At 49.9% G+C, this 23,400-nt stretch carries 15 protein-coding genes; 14 read left to right on the forward strand and 1 reads right to left on the reverse strand.

Features of this window, described 5'->3' with window-relative positions:
* Positions 1 to 306 precede the first annotated feature (306 nt).
* The 5 genes from FH974_RS06750 (at position 307) to FH974_RS06770 (ending at position 5,498) form a co-directional block, all read left to right on the forward strand.
* Positions 307 to 1,482, forward strand: coding sequence for an amino acid permease (locus FH974_RS06750; protein WP_047883551.1), 1,176 nt, complete (start codon positions 307 to 309; stop codon positions 1,480 to 1,482).
* 444 nt (positions 1,483 to 1,926) lie between these two features.
* Entirely contained in the window at positions 1,927 to 2,727 is an 801-nt protein-coding gene (locus tag FH974_RS06755) for a DUF4922 domain-containing protein (protein WP_047883552.1), read from the forward strand.
* Between the two features lie 168 nt (positions 2,728 to 2,895).
* Positions 2,896 to 3,645: a nicotinamide riboside transporter PnuC gene (gene pnuC, locus FH974_RS06760; protein ID WP_047883553.1), complete on the forward strand. Its 750-nt coding sequence runs from the start codon at positions 2,896 to 2,898 to the stop codon at positions 3,643 to 3,645.
* A gap of 2 nt (positions 3,646 to 3,647) precedes the next feature.
* Positions 3,648 to 4,379, forward strand: coding sequence for a nucleoside phosphorylase (locus FH974_RS06765; RefSeq protein ID WP_047883554.1), 732 nt, complete (start codon positions 3,648 to 3,650; stop codon positions 4,377 to 4,379).
* A gap of 438 nt (positions 4,380 to 4,817) precedes the next feature.
* On the forward strand, positions 4,818 to 5,498 hold the full coding sequence (locus FH974_RS06770) for a Crp/Fnr family transcriptional regulator (protein WP_047883555.1): 681 nt from the start codon (positions 4,818 to 4,820) through the stop codon (positions 5,496 to 5,498).
* A gap of 292 nt (positions 5,499 to 5,790) precedes the next feature.
* On the opposite strand, the gene fusA is transcribed toward FH974_RS06770, so the two are convergent.
* A complete protein-coding gene (gene fusA, locus FH974_RS06775; protein ID WP_047883556.1) occupies positions 5,791 to 7,878 on the reverse strand; it encodes an elongation factor G in 2,088 nt (695 codons plus the stop codon).
* Positions 7,879 to 8,668: 790 nt separating this feature from the next.
* On the opposite strand from fusA, the gene FH974_RS06780 reads away from it, so the two are divergent.
* The 9 genes from FH974_RS06780 to FH974_RS06820 all read left to right on the forward strand — a co-directional run bounded on the left by FH974_RS06780 (position 8,669) and on the right by FH974_RS06820 (position 23,072).
* Positions 8,669 to 10,480 (forward strand): extracellular solute-binding protein, encoded by a 1,812-nt coding sequence (locus FH974_RS06780; RefSeq protein ID WP_047883557.1) that lies wholly within the window; start codon positions 8,669 to 8,671, stop codon positions 10,478 to 10,480.
* A 3-nt stretch (positions 10,481 to 10,483) separates the two neighbouring features.
* On the forward strand, positions 10,484 to 11,569 hold the full coding sequence (locus tag FH974_RS06785; RefSeq protein ID WP_047883558.1) for a microcin C ABC transporter permease YejB: 1,086 nt from the start codon (positions 10,484 to 10,486) through the stop codon (positions 11,567 to 11,569).
* A complete protein-coding gene (locus FH974_RS06790) occupies positions 11,569 to 12,591 on the forward strand; it encodes an ABC transporter permease (RefSeq protein ID WP_207103601.1) in 1,023 nt (340 codons plus the stop codon). Before FH974_RS06785 ends, FH974_RS06790 begins: the two co-directional genes overlap by 1 nt.
* Positions 12,592 to 12,626: 35 nt before the next feature.
* Entirely contained in the window at positions 12,627 to 14,219 is a 1,593-nt protein-coding gene (locus tag FH974_RS06795) for an ABC transporter ATP-binding protein (RefSeq protein WP_207103602.1), read from the forward strand.
* A gap of 228 nt (positions 14,220 to 14,447) precedes the next feature.
* Positions 14,448 to 15,947 (forward strand): glucose-6-phosphate dehydrogenase, encoded by a 1,500-nt coding sequence (zwf, locus tag FH974_RS06800; protein ID WP_047883651.1) that lies wholly within the window; start codon positions 14,448 to 14,450, stop codon positions 15,945 to 15,947.
* Positions 15,944 to 16,666 (forward strand): 6-phosphogluconolactonase, encoded by a 723-nt coding sequence (pgl, locus tag FH974_RS06805; protein WP_047883561.1) that lies wholly within the window; start codon positions 15,944 to 15,946, stop codon positions 16,664 to 16,666. The genes zwf and pgl overlap by 4 nt, the downstream gene beginning before the upstream one ends.
* A gap of 12 nt (positions 16,667 to 16,678) precedes the next feature.
* The gene (gene gnd / locus FH974_RS06810; protein WP_207103603.1) at positions 16,679 to 18,127 is read left to right on the forward strand and encodes a decarboxylating NADP(+)-dependent phosphogluconate dehydrogenase; all 1,449 of its coding nucleotides are present in this window, start codon (positions 16,679 to 16,681) and stop codon (positions 18,125 to 18,127) included.
* A gap of 443 nt (positions 18,128 to 18,570) precedes the next feature.
* Positions 18,571 to 21,684 carry an efflux RND transporter permease subunit gene (locus FH974_RS06815; RefSeq protein WP_207103604.1) on the forward strand — a complete coding sequence of 1,038 codons (3,114 nt, stop codon included), beginning with the start codon at positions 18,571 to 18,573 and terminating at the stop codon, positions 21,682 to 21,684.
* Positions 21,685 to 21,878: 194 nt separating this feature from the next.
* Positions 21,879 to 23,072: an efflux RND transporter periplasmic adaptor subunit gene (locus FH974_RS06820; protein ID WP_207103605.1), complete on the forward strand. Its 1,194-nt coding sequence runs from the start codon at positions 21,879 to 21,881 to the stop codon at positions 23,070 to 23,072.
* The last annotated feature ends 328 nt before the right edge of the window (positions 23,073 to 23,400 follow it).

Consider the following 23,400-nt stretch of genomic DNA (forward strand, 5'->3'; position numbering starts at 1 on the left):
ATGCAGGGATATATCGTTTTTTGGAGTACGATAAATGAACAATCAGTCTGCGGGATGCGCACAGCTTCCTGTCCTCAGTCATACCTCTCATCGCGTAGCGAACGCTTTTCTTTACACTTTTCCTTCCAAAAGTTTCCAGTTTTACGGTCGCGTATCTGCTTTACAACTTGGTCAGTTTTTTAAATAACCACCTATACTGATCGTTGCTGTATTTTTTATACATAAAAATCAGTCACTTATATAAATATTAATGGATTGTCGCGTCATTTATTGGCGGCGAGCAGACACAACAGAAGAGATAGCATTGTGAAACTGAAGTTACTTGGAAGTTCTCTAATCATTGCAGGGACTGCACTTGGTGCAGGTATGTTAGCCATCCCGATGGTACTGGCCCAGTTTGGTCTGGTATGGGGCACATTGTTTATGGCGATGATCTGGCTGGGTACAACCTATGCAGCCTTATTGTTGCTGGAAGCCAGCATTAAAGCTGGTGGCGGCCTTGGTATGAATACCATAGCCCGTAAAACGCTGGGTAAGGGCGGTCAACTGGTCACGAATGGCCTGTTATATGCCTTGTTAGTGTGTTTGCTGATGGCGTATATCATCGGTGCCGGGGATTTGCTCAACAAACTGTTGGCAGGTGTGAATGTTGAAGTCAGTAATACACAGAGCCAGATAGCTTTTACCGTGATTGCCGGTGCAGTGGTGGCGGCTGGTACAGCTGTTATCGATAAAATCAACCGTGTGCTGTTTGCCATTATGGTGGTGATGCTGGGTCTGACTCTGCTTTCATTGGTTCCGGGTATTTCTCTGGATAACCTGATGACTGCAACCAGTGACAGCAAAGTGGCTCTGGTTAAAACCAGTTCAGTCCTGTTCACCAGCTTCGGCTTTATGGTGGTGATTCCTTCTCTGGTTACTTACAACAAAGACGCCAGCCATACTGAGCTGCGTAACATGGTGATCTTTGGTTCATCGATTCCGCTGGTTTGTTACCTGTTGTGGCTTTATGCAGCAATGGGCAACCTAAGTGCAGAACAAATGGTTGATTTTGCAAGTGTTTCTGAGCTTATCTCCGCATTGGGTGCACAACACAGCATGATCAAAGTCATTCTGTCGGTCTTTACCGGCCTGGCACTGCTGACGTCTTTCCTGGGGGTGGCAATGGCACTGTTTGATCAGAACCGCGATATTTTACGCCAGAACCGAGCTGTCACTTATGTCGTCACTTTTATTCTGCCATTGGTTGGCGCCTTGGCCGCGGCGGACAAGTTCCTGGCTGTACTGGGTTACGCGGGCATCATTCTGGTATTCCTGGCCATTTTCATTCCGATGGCAATGACAGTGAAACTGCGTGGACAGGATGAATCAAACTTCATGGTAGATACCAACGGCATGATCTATCAGGTAGGCGGTGGCCAACTGGCTATGGGACTGAGCTTCCTGTTCGGGTGTTTTCTGCTGGGTGCCGAGTTGATCTAACTGGGCGATAAAACCTAACAAAATACTAACAAAAAGCATCGTGGAAAGAGGCGTTTACCTTAGGTAAACGCCTTTTTTATTGGCTTGGAGTGGCAAGATGCGACCAAACAAAATTGCCGATAGAAATCTCAGTGACCAAACAAAGATTCCATGCTGCTTTTGGAGTACTTTAGGGAATAGGGTAAAGCAGCAAATCCAATGGCAGTGATAATACAAACTTTCATATGGTGCGGCTATACCCTGCGCAAACATCGATTTAGAGGTAAAATCTCAAAGTGTAAACTTAAAAATACACCATTGATCTTGGTTGTGACCCTGTAAAAGAGGATAAATGAGATAAACGTGCTACAGCCTAAAAAGGCAGGTTTTTACCTCGCATCAAGGTAGATAAGGCTTTAAAAATACGAGTATAGTGAAGGCATAAGACACAAAAGGATAGAAAGCATGTTCTGGAACAAGGCTGAGGGCGTTGCTGCCCGTGCGCTGGCCCTAGGTGAGCTGATGCCGATCACTACTGAGGCTCTGGTCATTGAGGAAGACAATATTCGCTTTTTGGGCCATGTTGTGACGGCCAATGCGGGGAAAAAGCCGATTGCGAGTAAAGCCTCGATTGATAGCCAAGCAAAAGTGAACCCGTTTTTACCTTATGAACCTGATTTGTATGTCGCCGAGGCCGGTGAAAACTATGTGTGTCTGCTAAATAAGTTTCCTGTGCTTTCACCCCATTTGCTGATTTGCTCCAAAGCGTTTATCCCTCAGGTTTCCGCACTGACGATCGCGGATTTTGAAGCCTGGATACTCGGGTTTGATGAGGACGACGTACTGGGCTTTTATAATTGTGGCCCTGTCGCCGGAGCCAGTCAGGCTCATCGTCATATGCAGCTGGTTAAAACAGACATCCCGCTAGCAGCGAGGATTAAAAGCGGTCAGTTACCTTTCAAACACGAGCGTTATCTGATGGATGCGTTTGATGCCTGCACTTTACATAAAATGTATTTACATGCTCTGGCGGCTTTGGATATTGGGCCAGATGCCAAGGGGGAATGTCGACCATATAACCTGTTATTGACCCGGGAATGGATGTTAGTACTGCCACGCACTACCAACAATATTGAAGGTGTGTTTGCAAACGGTATTAATTACAGCGGCCGTTTCCTGGTTAAGCGAGAGGAGCAACTGGCATGGCTGAAAGAATATGGTCTGATGAACTACCTAACCCATTGTGGCGCTGTCAGCGAGATCTAGTCAGTAAAGCGAAATGCCACTCTATATCAGCTCGATATCAATCAGAAAGCACAAATGTGCTGATTTATGACCTCCGGCAAACCCGGGCGGACAAATGTCCTCATCCTTTCAAACAGGTGCTGTTTACAATAGCACCTGTTTTTATTCCAATAACAAAAGGGTAATGAGATGGACTTGACCGCTTTTTTTGATATCAACAATACTCTGGTAACTATCCCTATAGGTGGTGGTTACGCGATGTCGTGGATCGAAGCGATTGGTACCGTATTCGGTTTACTGTGCATTTGGTACGCCAGTCAGGAAAAAACCATTAATTACCTGTTCGGGTTAATTAATGTCACGCTTTTCGCCATTATTTTTTATCAAATCCAGTTGTACGGCATCCTGTTGCTTCAGTTGTTTTTCTTTTGCGCCAATGTGTATGGCTGGTATGCGTGGACCCGACCTGCTTCTGATACAGGGGAGCGGTTGGAGGTTCGTTGGTTGAGCAAGCAGAAGCTGCTGGGAACCGCAGTAATCAGTGCGTGTTCTATCGCTTTACTGACACTCTATATTGATCCGTTTTTTGCGATGCTGGCTAAACTGGCCGTTAATACACTCAACCTGTTTGGGGCTGAGTTAGCTCATCCAGTCTTGGAACCGGATGCGTTTCCGTTTTGGGATTCGACCATGACGGTATTGTCGGTTGTAGCACAGATCCTGATGACTCGTAAGTACGTTGAAAACTGGATCCTATGGGTGGTGATTAACGTAATCAGCGTTGGTATCTATGCGGCACAGGGTGTGTATGCCTTGTCTCTGGAATACGCGATTTTGCTATTTATTGCAGCAAACGGTACCCGAGCCTGGATGAAAACGGCGAAACAGAACCAAGAAAAACAACCCTCGCAACAGGCGGCGCCTGAGGCTTCGGTATGACTATGAGTAAACAACCCCATATCGCAGTTAGTGCTGAGCAGGTATCGGAACGTGTGATTGTCTGTGGTGAGCCTGATCGGGTCAACCGTATTGCTGCCTTGCTGGATAATCCTGAATTACTGGCTGAAAACCGCGAATACCGTGTGATGCAGGGACAGTATCAGAACACAATGATCACCGTATGCAGTACTGGAATTGGCGCACCGTCAGCACTTATCGCGCTTGAAGAACTGGTGAAGTGTGGTGCCAGGTATCTGGTTCGGGTAGGCTCAGCCGGGGCGTTGCAACCAGATATTGGGTTAGGAGAGGTGATTGTGGCAGAAGGAGCGGTCCGGGACGAAGGGGGCTCGAAAGCGTACGTTGACGCCGGATTTCCTGCAGTGGCTAATCCACACTTGTTGGTTGCTCTGGAATCGTATCTGCAGCAAAGTGGCGCTGTGTTCCACCGGGGAATCGTTCGTTCTCATGATAGTTTTTATACCGATGAGGAAGAGAATATCTGCCGCTATTGGCACCAGAAAGGCGTGCTTGGCGCAGACATGGAAACGTCGGCACTTTTAACGGTGGGTAAGCTGCGGGGGCTGAAAGTGGCATCAATACTAAATAATGTGGTGCTTTATCAGCAGGATGTCCAGGAAGGCGTGAGCCAGTATGCCAATGACGATGACCAATTGATGCGGGGTGAACAAATTGCCGTTAAAGCGGCCCTGCATGCGTTGGTTTCGCAGCCTTAGTGGCACGAGATTAGTGGCATGAGATGAGTATAAGCCTGCTGACTTTTGAAAGCAGAATGCTCCGCGAAGCGAATAAGTTGCCGATTTGCTCTGTTATAGCGGCTTAACGCTGGTAAAAATAAGCCTGACTCTGTGTCGGGCTTTCTTTTTATCTGGCGTGTTTTTCCAGGCCGTTTATGGTCATGAACAAAAATCACAGCTTCCAATGCATTCCCCTCGTGCTGAATTTTTTGTTTCTTTCCCTTATGTGTTTCTCTCCTCTGTTTTGATTTATTTTGTCTGGTTTTTATTTTGACTGCTTGAGTTCCGAGCTATGAAGGGCTAGGGCTTGAGGTAAGCGAGGCAGTGATTGTGACCGACTGAGATCATTGTGCCAGCGGAGTGGTTTCGCTAGCATGCAAAGTATCTTTTCTACAAATATTCATTTGCTGTGTATCTATGCAATTAAAACCTTATTCAACAGGGCGGTTTACTGAGCATTTAAACTCACTTTATCCTGCATTTCGTGAGGCGTTTTATCGGTGCCGTATTGCCAGCCAGTATTTCCAGTCAGGTGATGTGCTTCTAAGACAGGGACAGGTAGTAGAGAGCCTGTATCTTGTGTCTGGAGGGAAGGTCTCCATCAACATGTCTGCGGTGAACGGACGCCGTTTTCAGCTGGGGGAAGTTGATTGTGATTACCATATTTTTGGCGAAATGGAATTATTTAACGGTACCCTTTGCCAATGGAGTGTGGTAGCAGAAGAGCAAATTGAAGTGGATGTTATCAGTCTGCAGGCGGTCGCCGACTTACTGACTGAGCGCCCTGAGTTTTCACTGTTTTTTGCCAGTGCACTGGCGTTTGATTATCAGGATTCACTGGCAATATCGACTCATCGCCTTTTGCACCCAATTACTTATAACATTGCTTATGACTTATGGCATCGTCAGCAGGAAAGTGTATTGCTAGGTGCGTTTGAAAAATCCGGGCTTGAAGCAGAGCGGTTTGGCACATCTAGTCGGGTTTATCGCCGGGCAGTCAAAGAGCTGATAGATAAGAATCTGATAGAAAAGCAGGGCCAGGAACTTAGAGTGAAGGATATGGCAGCATTAAAGCGATTTCTGGATACCTTTGAATAGCGGTGAAAGAAAGGAGGCTGAGTCGTTATTTGTTCTTTAGCTTGGCATATCAGTCATTTTAAGCCTTGGTACCTTATGTTTTGTTGCCAGTATTAACCTGACTGCTTGGACTGCTTGGACTGCTTGGACTGCTTGGACTGCTTGGACTGCTTGGACTGCTTGGACTGCTTGGACTGCATGAGTGCACATGCCATGAAGGCGGGTTCGAAACGCAACGAGACTATCATTCAGACAAAGAAAAACCCGGTTGCCGAAACAACCGGGTTTTTTAACACTTAAAGTAATTTAACAATTACTTCTTAGCGTTTTTCTCTTTCTGAGCAGCGATTACTGATTCAGCAACGTTCGCTGGACATGGAGCGTAGTGTGCGAACTCCATAGAGAACTGACCACGACCAGAAGTCATTGTACGCAGAGAACCGATGTAGCCGAACATTTCAGACAGAGGTACGTCACCTTTGATACGTACGCCAGTCACGCCAGCTTGTTGGTCTTTGATCATACCACGACGACGGTTAAGGTCACCGATTACGTCACCAACGTGATCTTCAGGAGTGAACACGTCAACGTGCATGATTGGCTCTAGAAGCTGTGGACCAGCTTTAGGCATAGATTGACGGAATGCACCTTTCGCTGCGATTTCAAATGCGATTGCAGATGAGTCAACTGCGTGGAAGCCACCGTCGAACAGCTCAACTTCAACATCAAGAACAGGGAAGCCCGCTAGAGGACCAGTGTTCATCATGCCTTGGAAGCCTTTTTCTACTGCAGGCCAGAATTCTTTAGGAACGTTACCACCAACAACTGTTGATGTGAACTTGAAGCCTGAACCTTGCTCGCCTGGCTTGATGCGGTAGTCGATCTTACCGAACTGACCAGAACCACCAGACTGCTTCTTGTGCGTGTAGCTGTCTTCAACTGGCTTAGTGATAGTCTCACGGTAAGCAACCTGTGGCTGACCAACAACCAGGTCAACGCCGTAAGTACGCTTCAGGATGTCTACCTTGATGTCCAGGTGAAGTTCACCCATACCTTTCAGGATAGTTTCGCCAGTTTCTTCATCAGTCTCAACCTGGAATGATGGATCTTCTGCAACCATCTTACCGATCGCGATACCCATCTTCTCAGAACCGCCTTTGTCCTTAGGAGCAACAGCGATAGAGATTACTGGTACTGGGAAGATCATTGGCTCAAGAGTACATTCGTGCTTAGGATCACACAGAGTGTGACCAGTCTGAACGTTCTTCATACCAACGATAGCGATGATGTCACCAGCTTGTGCTGAAGTCAGCTCGTTACGGTCGTCCGCTTGCATCTCAACCATACGGCCGATACGCTCAGTCTTACCAGTAGCGGCGTTCAGGATAGTGTCACCCTTAGCCAGTTTACCAGAGTAGATACGTACGAAAGTCAGGGCGCCGAAACGGTCATCCATGATCTTGAACGCAAGTGCGCGGAATGGTTCGTCTGCAGATACAGTTGCAACTTCACCAGTTGCCTCACCAGTTTCTTTGTCAGTCAGTGGCTGAGGATCAACTTCTGTTGGAGCTGGCAGGTAGTCAACAACTGCGTCCAGAACAAGCTGGATACCTTTGTTTTTGTACGCAGAACCACAGAAAGTAGGGAAGAACGCCAGGTCACGAGTACCTTTACGGATACAACGCTTCAGTTCTTCGATAGAAGGCTCTTGACCTTCCATGTAAGCTTCCATCAGGTCGTCGTCCTGCTCAACAGCAGTTTCAACAAGCTCTTCACGGTAAGCTTCAACTTCGTCAACCATGTCAGCTGGAACGTCTTGGATTTCGTAGTTTTCTGGCAGACCAGAGTCATCCCAAACGTATGCTTTACGGTTCAGGATATCAACAACACCTACGAAGTCTTCTTCACGGCCGATTGGCATAGTCATAACTAGTGGAGTCGCGCCAAGTACGTTTTTAACTTGATCAACTACGTTGAAGAAGTCCGCACCCATACGGTCCAGTTTGTTAACGAAGATCAGACGAGATACGTTTGATTCGTTCGCGTAACGCCAGTTAGTTTCAGACTGAGGTTCAACACCGCCTGAACCACAGAATACACCGATACCACCGTCAAGTACTTTCAGAGAACGGTATACTTCAACTGTGAAGTCAACGTGTCCCGGAGTATCGATTACGTTCAGACGGTGATCGTTCCAGAAACAGCTCACTGCTGCAGACTGGATTGTAATACCACGCTCTGCTTCCTGCTCCATAAAGTCAGTAGTAGAAGTACCGTCGTGAGTATCACCGATCTTGTGGATCTTACCAGTCAGCTTAAGGATACGTTCAGTAGTGGTAGTTTTACCCGCATCAACGTGCGCGAAAATACCAATGTTTCTGTATTTAGATAAATCTGTCATTGTTTTTCTCTATAAACAATTACTGTCACTATTCGGTGGGGGAGTATATCACTGATTTAGACAAACATGACATAGTTCATTTACGATAAAATGAACATTTGCTTGTTTTTGCTCCGTCTTTTCAGGATTTACGGCTCAAACGCTCAATAAATCCACTGGGATATCTGCCATAACATTTTGTGTTATCTGGCATGTGCAATCCTACTCCGTGCTGACATGTGAGTGTTTTCCATCGCTTGATGGCCTGTTTAACAGGCAGCATGATGCCGTAAATCCACTTTTATCAGCGAATCGACCCATTGCCGTCACTTTACAAATCGGCTTAATTCTAGCTGTTATCCGCTTTGCCTACCAGTCGTGAAAGCAGCAGTTTTTCGGCGTCATCATATATTCATGCTATGTATCACTGAAACCATGCAACCCGAGACTCTTGCTGGGTATTACTGCTGGCGTCATGCCCCTATAAGACAAGAAACTTCCTGTGTTTGCACCTCTGTTTACCTGTGACAAGCTGGTTTTTCAGAAGGCCGAAAAGGTACGTGTTCACCCGGTTTTATACGTAACCTACGGTAAATGGATGTTTCAGACTGTAAGAATGAAAGGAAGAGAAAACGCAGAGAACACCGGCGGAATTTGTCGGTTTCCGGATCGTAGCCTATCGTAAAAATATACCAAGTTGACTTTTTCTGACGTTTAAATCTGGCCGTAAATGAAGATGTTGTACCGGCTTGTTTGTTTACGAGGCGGCAAAAACAGCTTGTCAGGTCAGGTCATGTACAGGGAGGGATGGATGTTAAAGACCACCTTGGCGGTATTGATGATAGGCTTGCTGACCGGTGCCGCACAGGCTGACGTCATTGAATCTCGTGCTCTGGTTGGGTTTGGCACCGCCAAATACCCGCCGGACTTTACGCATTTTGATTATGTGAATCCACAGGCCCCAAAAGGCGGCAATGTAGTCTATGCCGAGGTCGGGACCTTTGACAGTTTTAACCGCTATGCCTCGCGGGGGGTGTCAGCCGCTGGCAGCGACACCATCTACGATACCCTCTTTTATTCTGCCGCCGACGAAATTGATACCGCCTATCCTCTGATTGCGGAGAAAGTCAGGTACAGTGATGACTATGCCTGGATGGAGGTCGATATCAATCCGGCCGCCCGTTTCCATGACGGGCACCCGATAACCGCTGAGGATGTGGCCTTTACGTTCGATAAATTTATGGCGCAGGGAGTTCCGCAGTACAAGGTTTACTTCAAGGATGTTAAATCGGTTATCGCCAAGTCCACACTGACTGCCCGTATCGAGATGACCAAACCGAATCGCGAGATTCTGTTGGCGTTGGTGCAGGGAATGAATGTATTACCGAAGCATTATTGGCAGGATAAAGATCTGAGTGAGCCGCTGAACACTCCACCTCTGGGCAGCAGTGCTTATAAAATCAGTGACTACAAGCCGGGACAAAGCGTTTCCTACACCTTGGTGCCAGATTACTGGGCCAAAGATTTACCGGTTAATGTGGGGCGCAATAATTTCGAGACTGTCCGGTATGACTACTACCGGGATGAAACTGTCACCCTAGAGGCATTCAAAGCCGGGGAATACGACATCCGGGAAGAAAACGTCGCTAAATTCTGGGCCACCCTGTATGAAGGCCCCAACTTTGACAAAGGCTTTATTGTAAAAGAAGAAATTCCGCATCAGATACCGCAGGCGATGCAGGCGTTTGTCTTTAATATTCAGCGTCCGGTGTTCAATAATCCGAAAGTTCGCGAGGCACTGTCTTATGCCATGGACTTTGAGTGGATGAATAAGGCCCTGTTCTATGAGCAGTACACCCGGACCCGCAGTTATTTTCAAAATACCGACTACGAAGCCAAAGGGTTGCCGTCTGCCGGTGAAGTGGCTGTTTTAGCCCCGGTCAAAGAGAAAATCCCGGAAAGGGTGTACGCCGAGGAATACCAGCCGCCGATGACCGATGGCTCTGGCCGTATCCGTTCCCAGTTGCGTACTGCGCTGGTACTAATGAAAGAAGCAGGATGGGAGGTGCGGGATAAGGTGATGACTAACGTGAAATCCGGAGAGCCATTCACCTTTGAGCTGCTGATGTACAGTCCGTCGACAGAACGTATCGCGATTCCGTTTCAGAAAAATCTCAAGCTACTGGGGATAGATATGCGGCTGAGGACTGTCGATACCACCCAGTATATTAAGCGGGTACGCGATCGGGATTTTGACATGGTGTCTTCTGGCTACAGTGCAAATGCTTACCCCAGCCCTAATTTGCTGATCGCCTGGAACAGCAAGTTTTTAGACAGTACTTATAACACTGCCGGGGTCACGAATCCGGCTATCGATTACCTGACTGAACAGATTGCCGAGAATCAGGAGAACCCGGACAAGTTACTGGATTTGGGACGGGCTCTCGACAGGGTGTTGCAGTGGAATTTCTACGTCATTCCGCAATGGCACATCAGTCAGTTTCGGGTCGCCAGCTGGGATAAATTCTCGCGGCCAGCCATTCGACCCAAATATGCGCTCGGTAAAGATACCTGGTGGGTTGATCCCGCCAAAGTTGCCAAGCTACCGGAAAAACGGCGCTAGCGTATGACCGCATATATTATTCGGCGCTTATTGTTGGTGATTCCGACCCTCTGGGCGATCATCACCATTAACTTTTTTGTGATCCAGATTGCGCCCGGCGGGCCGGTGGAGCAGGCTGTGGCGCAGTTGGAAGGGCACGGCTCCGGTATCATGGAGCGCTTTTCCGGTGGCGGGAAAGAAGTTGGCGCGCCCGAGCCGGCAGAAAAGGCATCCGGTTATCGCGGTTCGCGCGGGTTGGATCCGGAAGTGGTGGAGGCGATAAAAAAACAGTTTGGTTTTGATAAGCCGCTGCATGAGCGTTACTTCGACATGCTCAAAAATTACGTCACCTTCAATTTCGGAGACAGTCTGTTTAAGGGCGGAAATGTCATCGATCTGATTATTGAGCGGCTGCCTGTGTCGATTTCGCTGGGGTTATGGAGCACCCTCATCATTTATCTGGTCTCAATACCGCTCGGGATCACCAAAGCTGTCCGGCACGGCTCCCGGTTTGATGTCTGGAGCAGTGCGGTGGTGATCGTCGGTTACGCCATTCCGGGCTTCCTGTTTGCCATTTTGCTGATCATTTTTTTTGCCAGCGGCAATTACGTCAGTTGGTTTCCGCTGCGGGGGCTGGTGTCTGCCAACTTCCACGAGCTGGCCTGGTATCAGCAAATTGCTGACTACTTCTGGCACCTGACGTTGCCCATCCTGGCCATGGTTATAGGGGGATTTGCCACGCTGACCATGCTGACTAAAAACTCCTTTCTCGATGAAATTAATAAGCAGTATGTCGTTACCGCCAGGGCGAAAGGGCTGGACGAACAGCGCATCTTGTATCGGCATGTGTTTCGTAATGCCATGCTGATTATCATTGCTGGGTTCCCGGCGGCTTTTATCAGTATTTTCTTTACCGGCGCGATGCTGATTGAAGTCATGTTCTCATTGGAAGGCATTGGGTTACTGGGCTTTGAAGCGACGATTCAACGGGATTATCCGGTGGTCTTCAGCTCGCTCTATATCATGACGCTGCTCGGCCTGTTGTTGAATATTATCTCGGATATCACTTATACCCTGGTGGATCCACGCATTGATTTTGAGGCACGCTGATGGCTGTGAACCCTCTGACAAGAGAGCGATGGGCGCGCTTCCGGGCACATAAACGCGGCTACTGGTCAATGTGGTTTTTTCTGTTGCTGTTTGTCGTCAGTCTCTTCGCAGAGTTTATTGCCAACGACAAGCCGCTGTTGATTCGGTATCAGTCGGCGTGGCTGTTTCCTGTTTTTACCGCGTATCCGGAAACCCGTTTTGGAGGAGAGTTTCAGTCTGAGGCTGACTACACCGACCCTTATGTGGCGGAGTTAATAGAAGCCGATGGCAAAATCTACTGGCCGCTTATCCGCTTTAGCTACGATACCATCAACTATAACCTGGAGGGACCGGCACCTTCGCCGCCGGATCATGTGAACTGGCTCGGCACTGATGATCGGGGGCGGGATGTACTGGCCAGAATCATCTACGGGTTTCGAATCTCCGTTCTGTTTGGATTTGCGCTGACCATTATCTCCACCATTATCGGTGTGATTGTCGGCGCGTGTCAGGGCTATTACGGAGGCTGGACAGATTTATTCGGTCAGCGGTTTATTGAAGTCTGGTCGGGGATGCCGACCTTGTTCCTGCTGATTATCCTGTCCAGTTTCGTCGAGCCGAATTTCTGGTGGCTGCTGGGGATCATGGTGCTGTTTAGCTGGATGGGACTGGTTGGGGTGGTGCGGGCGGAATTTTTGCGCTGCCGGAACTTTGATTATGTACGGGCGGCACAAGCGCTGGGAGTCGGTGACGGGCGCATCATGCTGCGGCATATGTTACCCAATGCCATGGTGGCATCGTTAACCATGATGCCGTTTATTCTGAGTGGCTCGGTGACTACATTGACGTCACTGGATTTTCTGGGGTTTGGCTTGCCGGCCGGTTCCCCTTCATTGGGGGAGCTCTTGGCGCAGGGGAAAGCCAACTTGCAGGCTCCTTGGCTGGGATTGTCTGCTTTTGTGGTGTTGTCGCTGATGCTGAGTTTGCTGGTGTTTGTCGGTGAGGCGGTACGCGATGCCTTCGACCCCCACCATCAAAGATAATTCATGGCAGTGATAAACTATGTCAGATGGGAATTATGACCAAAGCACTGTTAACGATTAAAGATCTGTCGGTCGGGTTTCAGAGCGGCAAAACGGTGTCGCAGGTAACGGACAATGTCAGTCTGACCTTGCGGCGCGGCGAAACGCTGGCTTTGGTGGGGGAGAGCGGGTCGGGAAAATCGGTAACGGCCAATGCCATCCTACGGTTGTTGCCCAAAGCCAGTGCCCGGTATCTGTCCGGTGAGGTACTGTACGACGGGAAAAACATGCTGCACTGCAGTGAACGGGACATGCGTCAGTTACGCGGCAATTATATCGGCATGATTTTCCAGGAACCGATGATGTCACTTAACCCGTTACACAAAATTGGTCGCCAGCTTTGCGAAACCTTGGCCATTCACCGCGGTATGCGGCCACAGGCCGGAGAAAAGCTGGCACTGGAGTGGCTGCAGAAAGTCGGGATACGCGATCCGGAGAAAAGGCTGCAGGCTTATCCTCATGAGTTGTCCGGCGGTGAGCGCCAGCGCGTGATGATTGCAATGGCACTGATTAACGAACCGGACTTACTGATTGCCGATGAACCAACCACAGCGTTGGATGTGTCGGTGCAGGCACAGATTTTGGACTTGCTGAAAAATCTGCAAAAAGAAATGGGTATGGCGATGTTGTTTATTACCCATGATCTCAGCATCGTGAAAAAAATTGCCGATCGGGTCGCGGTCATGCAGTTGGGCAAGGTGGTGGAAACCAACAGCCGCAGCGAGATTTTTGATAACCCACAAGATCCTTACACCATCAAACTGATCCATTCCGATCCTTCCGGTTCACCTGTGCCGGTGAAGGGGAATGTTGAACCGGTCTTCGAAATCGAAAAACTGCGGGTCTGGTTTCCTATCAAAGGCGGTGTTCTTAAGCGGGTACAGGATCATATCAAAGCCGTGACGGATGTGAGTTTTGTGCTGCGCCGCGGGCACAGCGTTGGTTTGGTCGGAGAGAGCGGGTCGGGTAAATCGACCACAGGGATGGCGATTTTACGGTTGCTCAGCAGCGAAGGTGTGATCCGGTTTGATGGTCACGAGATTTCCCGGTTAGGTCGCAAAGGTATGCTTCCGTACCGGAGTAGAATGCAGGTGGTATTCCAGGATCCTTTTTCGGCGCTGAATCCGCGGATGTCTGTTGCGCAGATCATCGGTGAAGGGCTGAAAGTACACCTTGCATTGTCCCCAGAGGAGGAAGACCGGGTAATCTGTGAGGCGATGCGCGAGGTCGAGCTTGACCCTGAAACTCGCCACCGATACCCGAATGAATTTTCCGGCGGGCAGCGTCAACGCATTGCGATTGCCCGCGCGTTAGTATTAAAGCCTGAATTTATTTTGCTCGATGAGCCGACTTCATCACTGGATCGCACGGTTCAGTTTCAAGTGCTGTCGCTTTTAAAATCCCTGCAGGAAAAATACGGGCTCAGTTACCTGTTTATTAGCCATGATTTAAATGTGGTTAAATCTTTATGCCACTACACGTTAGTCTTGAAAAACGGGCAAGTTGTGGAGCAGGGGGACACGGAAACCTTATTTTCACAGCCGCAACATGCTTATACCCGCCATCTTGTCTCTTTATCGACCACTTAGGTGGTAATACCTGCCACGTCAGGCTAGGCATACAGTCAGTTCTGCCGCATAATGGGGCGCCCAAAAGGCGCAAATGTCACTGCCGACTAAAATATGAGCAGATTTAGATTTTACCTATCGCTCTCATAGGTAAAATCGACTGTTACTTTTTTTTCTTAGTGATAACATTCGCAACACTAATAAAATGAATTACTTGTCCTGATGGATTCAGGCGAGTGGGAAAGCATTATGATTAAGCCTGAAAATAATTGTATCGTCATCTTCGGGGCGTCAGGGGATTTGACCCAACGCAAATTGATCCCAGCCTTCTACCACCTCTATGCGAACGGATTGCTATCTGAAGAGTTTGCAATTTTAGGGGTAAGCCGCACACACTACTCGGATGAGGAATTCCAGCAAAAGCTGAAAGCGTCCCTTACCGCAAACGAGAAAGTGGATCCGGAAACACTTGATGCTTTCTGTCAGCGTCTGCACTATCAAGCCATTGATACTTCAGATGTTGAAGATTACGCCAATCTTAAAAATCGTCTTGAAGATATTGAACAGGCTTATCAGACAGGCGGCAACACCACCTTCTATCTGGCGACACCGCCAAGCCTTTACAGCGTGATCCCGCAATGTCTAGCTCACTACGGTCTGAATACAGAAGATCACGGTTGGAAGCGCCTCATTGTAGAAAAGCCGTTTGGTTACGACCTGGCGACCGCTAAGCAACTCGACAAAGACCTTCACGCTCACTTCCAAGAGCACCAAATCTACCGTATCGACCACTACCTGGGTAAAGAAACCGTTCAGAACCTGCTGGTATTCCGTTTTGCCAACGGTATGTTCGAGCCGCTGTGGAACCGTAACTTTATTGATTACGTTGAAATCACCGCTGCTGAATTCCTGGGCGTGGAAGAGCGTGGCGGATACTACGACGGTGCCGGTGCGGTACGTGACATGTTCCAGAATCACTTGCTTCAGGTGCTGGCGATGGTTGGCATGGAACCCCCTGCCGCTATCAATGCAGACTCCATGCGTGATGAGGTCATGAAAGTCTTCAAGAGCCTTAAACCGCTGTCTGAAACTGATCTGCATAACAACCTGGTACTTGGTCAGTACACCGCTTCTGAGGTTCGTGGTGATCATCTGATCGGTTACCGTGAAGAACCGGGCGTAGCGGAAGATTCCCGTACCGAGACTTACGTTGGCCTGAAAATGTTTATCGACAACTGGCGTTGGAACGGCGTTCCTTTTTATGTCCGTACGGGTAAACGTTTGCCAACACGGGTGACGGAAGTGGTGATCCACTTTAAAAAGACCCCGCACCCGGTATTTGGCGCTAACGCACCGGAAAACAAACTGATTATCCGTATCCAGCCGGATGAAGGCATCCTGATGAGCTTTGGCCTGAAAAAACCAGGCGCGGGCTTTGACGCGAAAGAAGTGTCGATGGATTTCCATTACGAAAGCCTGGAAGAAACCCATATGCTGACAGCGTATGAGCGTCTGCTGCTGGACTCAATGAAAGGGGACGCCACCCTGTTTGCCCGCTCAGATGCCGTGAACGCCTGTTGGCAGTTTGTTCAGCCGATCCTGGACTACAAAGAAAATCCTGAGCACCTTTACGGTTACGCTGCAGGTACCTGGGGACCCAAAGAAGCAGACGAGCTTCTGGCGCGTGATAATCGCGAATGGCGTTTCCCATGTAAGAACCTGACCAATACGGATTATTGTGAACTATGAGTAAGATGAACTACCACGTTTTTGACAGCTCACAGCAGGTTGTTGAAGCGCTGGCGAAAAGCATGCAGGAATACAGTGAACTGGGCCGTCCGGTTCATATCTCCCTGTCGGGGGGCAGCACGCCTTCGCAGCTGTTTTCGTTCCTGGCAGCCTCTGCTTACGCCACCTCTATCAACTGGCAAAACCTGCACTTCTGGTGGGGCGATGAACGTTGCGTGGCACCTGAAGACGAGCAGAGTAACTACGGTCAGGCGAAAGCCCTGTTATTTGATCACATCGAGATTCCGGCGCAGAACATTCATCGCATTCGTGGCGAAGAATTTGCAGCAACGGAAGTAACGCGTTTCGCCGAAGAGATGCTGGACGTCATTCCACACAAAGACGGTGTGCCTGAGTTTGACTGGATTCTGCTGGGTATGGGTACCGATGGCCACACGGCGTCTCTGTTCCCGGGCCAGACTGATTACGAGTCCAAAGAGATTGCGATTATTGCGGCTCATCCGGAATCACGTCAGATCCGTGTGTCGAAAAGCGCCCACCTGCTGGCACACGCCAAACGTATTACCTATTTGGTACTGGGTGCAAGTAAAGCCCCGGTCATTAAAGAAATTGCTGAACAAGCCCCGGCTGCAGAGCAGTATCCTGCAGCAAAAGTCATCGCGAAAGATGGCATTACCGAGTGGTATTTAGATTCAGAAGCAGCCAAAGAGCTGGCATAAGGAGAAGTTAGAATGAAAGCTGATATTGGTGTTATCGGACTGGCAGTAATGGGTCAGAACCTGATCCTGAATATGAACGATAACGGGTTTAAAGTGGTTGCCTACAACCGTACCGTTGAGAAAGTGGAAGAGTTCCTGAACGGTGCAGCAAAAGGCACCAACATTGTCGGTGCAACTTCTCTTGAAGATTTGGTGAGCCAACTGGCAACGCCGCGTAAAGTCATGCTGATGGTGCGTGCAGGTGATGTGGTGGATCAGTTCATCAACAACCTGGTTCCTCTGCTGGAAGAAGGCGACATCATCATTGACGGTGGTAACACTAACTACCCTGATACTAACCGTCGTGTTGCGGCACTGCGTGAAAAAGGTATCCGCTATGTGGGTGCCGGTGTATCAGGCGGTGAAGAAGGCGCGCGTTTCGGACCATCTATCATGCCGGGCGGCGATCCTGAAGCATGGCCACACGTAAAACCGATTTTCCAGGCGATTGCTGCGAAAACCGACAAAGGTGAAGCGTGTTGTGACTGGGTAGGTAATGACGGCGCTGGCCACTTCGTGAAAATGGTTCACAACGGCATCGAATACGGTGACATGCAGCTGATCAGCGAAGCGTACCACTTCATGAAAGAAGGTCTGGGTATGTCTCACGATGAGATGCAGCAGATCTTTGCTGAGTGGAACAAAACTGAGCTGGACAGCTACCTTGTAGAAATCACGGCTGAAATTCTGGGTTACAAAGACGAAGACGGCGAGCCGCTGGTCGAGAAAATTCTGGATACCGCAGGCCAGAAAGGTACTGGTAAGTGGACAGGCATTAACGCCCTGGATCACGGTATTCCGCTGACGCTGATCACTGAATCTGTGTTTGCGCGCTGCCTGTCTTCTTTGAAAGATCAGCGTGAAGAAGCCGAAAAGCTGTTTGATAACCCAATCAGCCACATCGACGGTGACAAGGCTGAGTGGTTGGACGCGCTGCGTCAGGCACTGCTGGCGTCAAAGATCATCTCTTACGCACAAGGCTTTATGCTGATCCGTGAAGCGTCAGAATCTAACAACTGGTCACTGAACTACGGTAACGTAGCGCTGATGTGGCGTGGTGGTTGTATCATTCGCAGCGCATTCTTGGGTAACATCCGTGATGCTTTTGATACGAATCCTGAGCTGGCATTCCTGGGTCTGGACCCATACTTCAAAGATATCCTGCAAGGCTGTCTGCCAGCATGGCGTAAAGTGGTCGCGAAGTCATTTGAAGCAGGCCTGCCAATGCCATGTATGTCTTCTGCCCTGACGTTCCTGAACGGTTACACCACTGCTCGTCTGCCAGCGAACATGCTGCAGGCACAGCGTGACTACTTTGGTGCGCACACTTATGAGCGTACTGACAAGCCACGTGGTGAGTTCTTCCACACCAACTGGACGGGTAAAGGTGGTAACACGGCATCGACAACGTACGATGTGTAATTAATCCTCAGGATTGATTTTACCCTCAAAAAGCGCAGGCCCTGGGTCTGCGCTTTTGTCATTTTTGACCCATTTCACTCATTCCCCAATCATTATCTCGTTAAAATCCCTGCACTTTTTATAAAAAAGACAAGCAAAACTCTGTCATCACTGACTTCGTCTGATATCTTGTGTTGCTTAAATGTGATGAGTTTGATTGAAAAGTGTTGCATTAAGCGTCGGTGTTTGCCATGGAACAGGTAAGCCGAACTCCCAAATGTCTTTTTCATTCTCCGCAGCCTGATGACTCAAAAGCACATTTAAAAACACGATCAAAAGTAGTGCCAAACGAAAAGACACAACACGCAAATACATAAAGACAAATACACAACTCAAAGCCGCTGCAGGCGTGCTCCGAAAACCACAGAGCATGCTATCAGCGAACACTAGACAGACAGGAAGTTATGTTTCTTACTCGTTATGCCATAGCGCGGCCGGCAGTGATCGCTGTCGCCGTAGCGCTGACCGTCCTGTTCGGGCTGCTCAGTATTCGAACCTTACCCATCCAGCTGTTTCCCGATATTACCCGTCCCCAGTTAGCCATCACGGTGTACTGGCACGCCGCTGCGGCCGAAGAAATGGAATCGGAAGTGGCTGAGCCGCTGGAGCAGGTGCTGCAGGGGCTCTCCGGCAATAAGCACATTTTTACTGAAGCCGGAAACGGCAGGGTGGAAATCGGGCTTGAATTTGAGCTTGGGACGGACATGGAAAAGGCGATGATTGAGGTCATCAGCCGGATCAATCAGGCGTCTAATCTGCCTGGTGATATCGACGGCCCGTTTCTGCACAGCGGTTCGAGCAATGACACCCTGACCTCACTGTTTCTGCAGCAACTGCCCGGCAATAACACACCTATTGTGGCGTATCAGGATATGGTTGACAGCCAGATTAAACCTCGGCTGATGGCGATTGAAGGGGTATCGCAGGTTGAGGTCAATGGTGAGAGTGATCGTCAGGTGGAAATCCGGTTTGACCCATACCGGCTGGCAGAGCTGGGGATCACGGTCCCCGAACTGGTTCAGCGAATTTCCGCCGGAAGAGATGCCTCTGCCGGACAGCTGGATATAGGCCGGAAAGAGTACAAGCTGAGATTTGCCGGGCGTTACAGTATCAACGAATTTGGCGACATGGTGGTCGCATGGCGTGACGGACTGCCTGTTTATCTGCGGGATCTGGCAGACGTTGAGATTCGCCGTGATGAATCGCGAACGCTTCGGGTGCAGAACGGTAATCCGGCCATTAACATGTCGGTGAATAAAGAGAGTGGCGCGAATGCCCTCGAAGCCCTGCTGCGGGTCAAAGCAGAGATGCAAGCCCTGAATGACGAAGTGTTGGTCCGAAACGGTATCCAGCTGGAAATGTCTTACGATGCCTCAGTGTTTATCCTGCGGGCACTGAACATGGTCAGCGGCAATCTGATGTTTGGCGTCTTTTTGTCCGTGGCGATTTTATGGGGCTTTATTCGAAAGGCACGAGCCACGCTGATCATTGCTCTTTCCATTCCGGTCAGCATTCTGCTGACGGTATGCGTACTCAAACTGACAGGCCGCACCCTTAATGTCATTTCACTGGCCGGGCTGGCGTTTGCCGTCGGTATGGTGCTCGATGCGGCAATTGTGGTGCTGGAAAACATTATTCGGTTGCGGGAAAAACAGACTCAGCAGCGGCAAACCGGTTCAGAGGATGACTTGCATCAGCGCGAAGACTTGGCCGAGCAGGGTACGAAACAGGTCTGGAGTGCTCTTCTGGCATCAACTCTTACGACGGTGGCGATTTTCCTGCCGATTCTGATGCTCAACGATGTCGAAGGTCAGCTGTTTGCCGATCTGGCGATCACCATCGCAGTGGCGGTCACGATGTCGCTACTGGTGGCGGTGACAGTATTACCTGTGGCGGCATCGCGCTGGCTGACGGACAGCACGCTGAGTGACAGCTATGTGACGATGTGGAAAAGGATGGCTGGTATGAGTATGCGACTGACAGCCACACCGCTGCGGCGGGGACTGGTCGTGATGATACTGCTTGCGTTGCCATTGGGACTGACCCGCCTTGGTATGCCCAAAATGGATTATTTGCCCGATGTGAAGCGTGATGCCGTCGATGTGTGGTTCTCCATTGCGCCGGGCATAGGGATTAACACCGTGCGCGATGAGGTGATGAATACCATGGTCGAGCGGCTGCGTCCTTATATGAACGGCGAGCAGGAGCCGGCACTGAAAAACTACTATTTCATCATGTGGCCGGGCGGCGCGGTGATGGGGGTGAGGGCGGTTGATCAAAACCGGATTAAAGAGCTGGAAGCGCTGGTACGGGAAAAAATTACCGTGGGCTTGCCGGATGTGGAAGCTTTTGCCCGCCAGGGCTCACTGTTCGGCAACTTCGGCTCCGGTAAAAACATCGACGTGATGCTGAAAGCCAATGACATGGCCTCGTTGTTTCAGTCAGCCAAAGAAGCGAAAGCACTGATTGAGAAGGCCATGCCGGAAGCACAGGTCTGGGTTAATGGTTCGCTGGAGTTTACGGCGCCGGAACTGCGTCTGATTCCCAATGATCGCCGTCTGGCGGAAGTCGGCTGGGGGCGGGGTGATCTGCCTGCTGTGATTCGCTCGCTGGGCACTGGCATGATACTCGGCAACTTTTTTGACGGCAGTGAGCAACTCGATATGGTGTTGCTGACCCAGAAAGTGACCTCGCCGGATGAGCTGAGTGCCATCCCACTGGCAACACCGTCGGGAGCGATTGTGCCGCTGGGGGAATTGCTCCGGGTTGAAACCGTGCTGGGCCCGCAGTCTATCGACCGGATTGATGGCAAACGGGCGTTGGTGCTGTCAGTTGTCCCGGATTCAGATATGACGCTGGAATCGGCGATGGAAGAGATGCAGGGCAGCGTCATGGGGCAGATTGAAAACATCCTGCCACCGGGCGGCACGGTTGAATTCTACGGAACCGCTGACAGCCTTAAGCAGGCCATTAATAATATGTTGGCGATTTTTGCTTTTGCACTGTGCATTTTACTGCTGCTTCTGTGGGGATTGTTCGGCACGCTGCGCGATGCGTTGCTGGTGATTCTGACTTTGCCTCTGGCCACGGTGGGCGGTGTGGTCGCCATTCAGGTGATGCACTATCTGGTGGATCAGCCGGTGGATTTGCTGACGATGATTGGCTTTGTGATCCTGCTGGGGCTGGTGGTCAATAATGCCATCCTGCTGGTACACCAGACCAGAACCAGTGAGAAAGCCGGACTGTCCCGGGATCAGGCGGTGGAGGATGCATTGTTACGGCGTATTCGCCCGATCTTTATGACGACGCTGACCAGCGTATTCGGGATGTTACCGCTGCTTTTAAGTCCGGCCACTGGTAGTGAGATATACCGTGGTCTGGCTGCGGTGATTGTCGGCGGTATGCTGGTCAGTACGCTGTTTACACTGATTCTGCTGCCAGCGTTACTGCGAATGGGGAAAGGGGTAACGCACGAACGCGACGCGGCGGAACACATGATAAGACGTAACACCTATTAATAGGGAAGGGGCTCAGCGTCATCACATTAAGCCTGAACCAGCAGTGGGAAAAACACCACTGGCAGATTGAGCGCTGCGCTCGGTTCCTGAAGCCAGCCAATTTTTATCAATGATGCATTGTCTGGTGAGCTGTTAGGCGATGGTAATCAGTGACCTGACCCCAAGAATGCGACACCAAGGACGGAAAGCGATTTATGAAACACGTAATCAGCACACAATTGGAAGAAAGTCAAAACCACTGTCGCCAGAGCTTCAGTGTTCGGTATCGCCCAGCCACTTTTTCCCGCCCGGCAGGGCTGGGTTGGTTAAGAAAGTACCGCCAAACGATGAAGTCAAGGTTGCCCCGGGGTGCCTGGCTGGTCATGGCGTTGGGAGCCATGGGATTAACCGCGTTTTCAGCGCAGGCGGCTAAACCGGTGGCGCTCGCGGTGGTCGAAAAAGTGCAGCATGCGCCAGTCACTTGGTACAGCGGAACAGTACGCAGTCAGCAGGAAGCCCGGCTGAGTATGGAAACAACCGGGCGATTAACCCGATTGGTTGAATTCGGCCAAACGGTGAAGCAAGGACAAGTGCTGGCGGAAGTCAATGCTGATGCACTGGCGCTGGAGCTGAAAATTGCCAAGGTGGCGGCAAAACGGGCTCAGGCGGTTGTGAGTCATCAGGAAACGGAACTGGTGAGGCTGGATAAGCTGGCGACGCGGCGCAATATCTCTGAAACCGAGCAGGCTACAGCGCGCCATGAGCTGTCAATTAGCCGTATAGCGCTCGAAAACGCCCGTCTGGAAGTGGATCTCATCGAAGAGAAGCTGGCACGTACCCGATTGGTGGCACCTTTCGACGGAACGGTAAATGACGTGTTCAAATCGGGCGGGGAATACGTCAATCAAGGGGAAGCGTTGATTCATCTGGTAAATACCCGCCTGCAGGAGATTCGGTTACAAGTACCCATCGCAGTGACGGAAAAGCTGACAACGGGCACGGCATTGAAAGTGGTTGCCGGCGATCAGCCCCTGACGGCCTCGCTGAACACAAAGAGTGCGGGCGCAGACTTACGGTCTCGTTTGATTGAAATGCGATTGCACCCGGAGAATGCCTCCTTGACGGTTGGTCAACCGGTGCGCATTGCGATTCCCGGCCAGTTTGCTGAAGACAGTGTGCTGGTTCCTCGTGATGCCGTGATATCGCAGGCGGGTGGAACGGCGTTGTTTGTTGCCTCCAAAGGGGACGACGACAAAACGACAGTACGAGAGGTGCCGGTTAATGTGCTTTACAGTCTTGACGGTAAAGTTGCTGTGAAAGGCGAAATCGGTATTGGAAAACAGGTGGTTGTACGCGGAGCCTCAGGGCTGACGGATGGTCAGCAGGTTGAGGTGATGTCAGGCAGTTGAGCAACGATGTGATTTTTTATGCGATTCATGTGAAGGTTTATTTGTTACGAACGGATGTTGAAATGGCATGCATCACGCTTTTTAGTGAATTGTGTAGCGATAAATTGTGACAGGAAGAGAAAATTTGGCTCGATTGCTTGTTTTTTGAACACTCAATAAGGGCTGAACTTTCTCTTTTTTAGTCATAATGTCTGAAAAATCGTCTTTTCAAAGAGTGAGGAATTGCTTGTTAATAAATTGTATGTGCATCGTGCTGATGATCACGTTCAATTGAGTGATAAAATAAAAACCTTAACATTTAAGTTACATTCTGCTTATTATACTGACG

It is taken from the genome of Photobacterium ganghwense (assembly GCF_017329545.1).
In the GTDB taxonomy this organism is placed as follows: domain Bacteria; phylum Pseudomonadota; class Gammaproteobacteria; order Enterobacterales; family Vibrionaceae; genus Photobacterium; species Photobacterium ganghwense.

What these genes read in the sequence shown, in the direction of transcription:
- FH974_RS06815 (WP_207103604.1), top strand. Translation starts at nt 18,571, where the DNA reads ATGTTTCTTACTCGTTATGCCATAGCGCGGCCGGCAGTGATCGCTGTC.
- FH974_RS06755 (WP_047883552.1), top strand. Translation starts at nt 1,927, where the DNA reads ATGTTCTGGAACAAGGCTGAGGGCGTTGCTGCCCGTGCGCTGGCCCTA.
- pnuC (WP_047883553.1), top strand. Translation starts at nt 2,896, where the DNA reads ATGGACTTGACCGCTTTTTTTGATATCAACAATACTCTGGTAACTATC.
- FH974_RS06790 (WP_207103601.1), top strand. Translation starts at nt 11,569, where the DNA reads ATGGCTGTGAACCCTCTGACAAGAGAGCGATGGGCGCGCTTCCGGGCA.
- zwf (WP_047883651.1), top strand. Translation starts at nt 14,448, where the DNA reads ATGATTAAGCCTGAAAATAATTGTATCGTCATCTTCGGGGCGTCAGGG.
- FH974_RS06770 (WP_047883555.1), top strand. Translation starts at nt 4,818, where the DNA reads ATGCAATTAAAACCTTATTCAACAGGGCGGTTTACTGAGCATTTAAAC.
- FH974_RS06765 (WP_047883554.1), top strand. Translation starts at nt 3,648, where the DNA reads ATGAGTAAACAACCCCATATCGCAGTTAGTGCTGAGCAGGTATCGGAA.
- FH974_RS06780 (WP_047883557.1), top strand. Translation starts at nt 8,669, where the DNA reads ATGTTAAAGACCACCTTGGCGGTATTGATGATAGGCTTGCTGACCGGT.
- pgl (WP_047883561.1), top strand. Translation starts at nt 15,944, where the DNA reads ATGAGTAAGATGAACTACCACGTTTTTGACAGCTCACAGCAGGTTGTT.
- FH974_RS06820 (WP_207103605.1), top strand. Translation starts at nt 21,879, where the DNA reads ATGAAACACGTAATCAGCACACAATTGGAAGAAAGTCAAAACCACTGT.
- FH974_RS06795 (WP_207103602.1), top strand. Translation starts at nt 12,627, where the DNA reads ATGACCAAAGCACTGTTAACGATTAAAGATCTGTCGGTCGGGTTTCAG.
- gnd (WP_207103603.1), top strand. Translation starts at nt 16,679, where the DNA reads ATGAAAGCTGATATTGGTGTTATCGGACTGGCAGTAATGGGTCAGAAC.
- fusA (WP_047883556.1), bottom strand. Translation starts at nt 7,878, where the DNA reads ATGACAGATTTATCTAAATACAGAAACATTGGTATTTTCGCGCACGTT.
- FH974_RS06785 (WP_047883558.1), top strand. Translation starts at nt 10,484, where the DNA reads ATGACCGCATATATTATTCGGCGCTTATTGTTGGTGATTCCGACCCTC.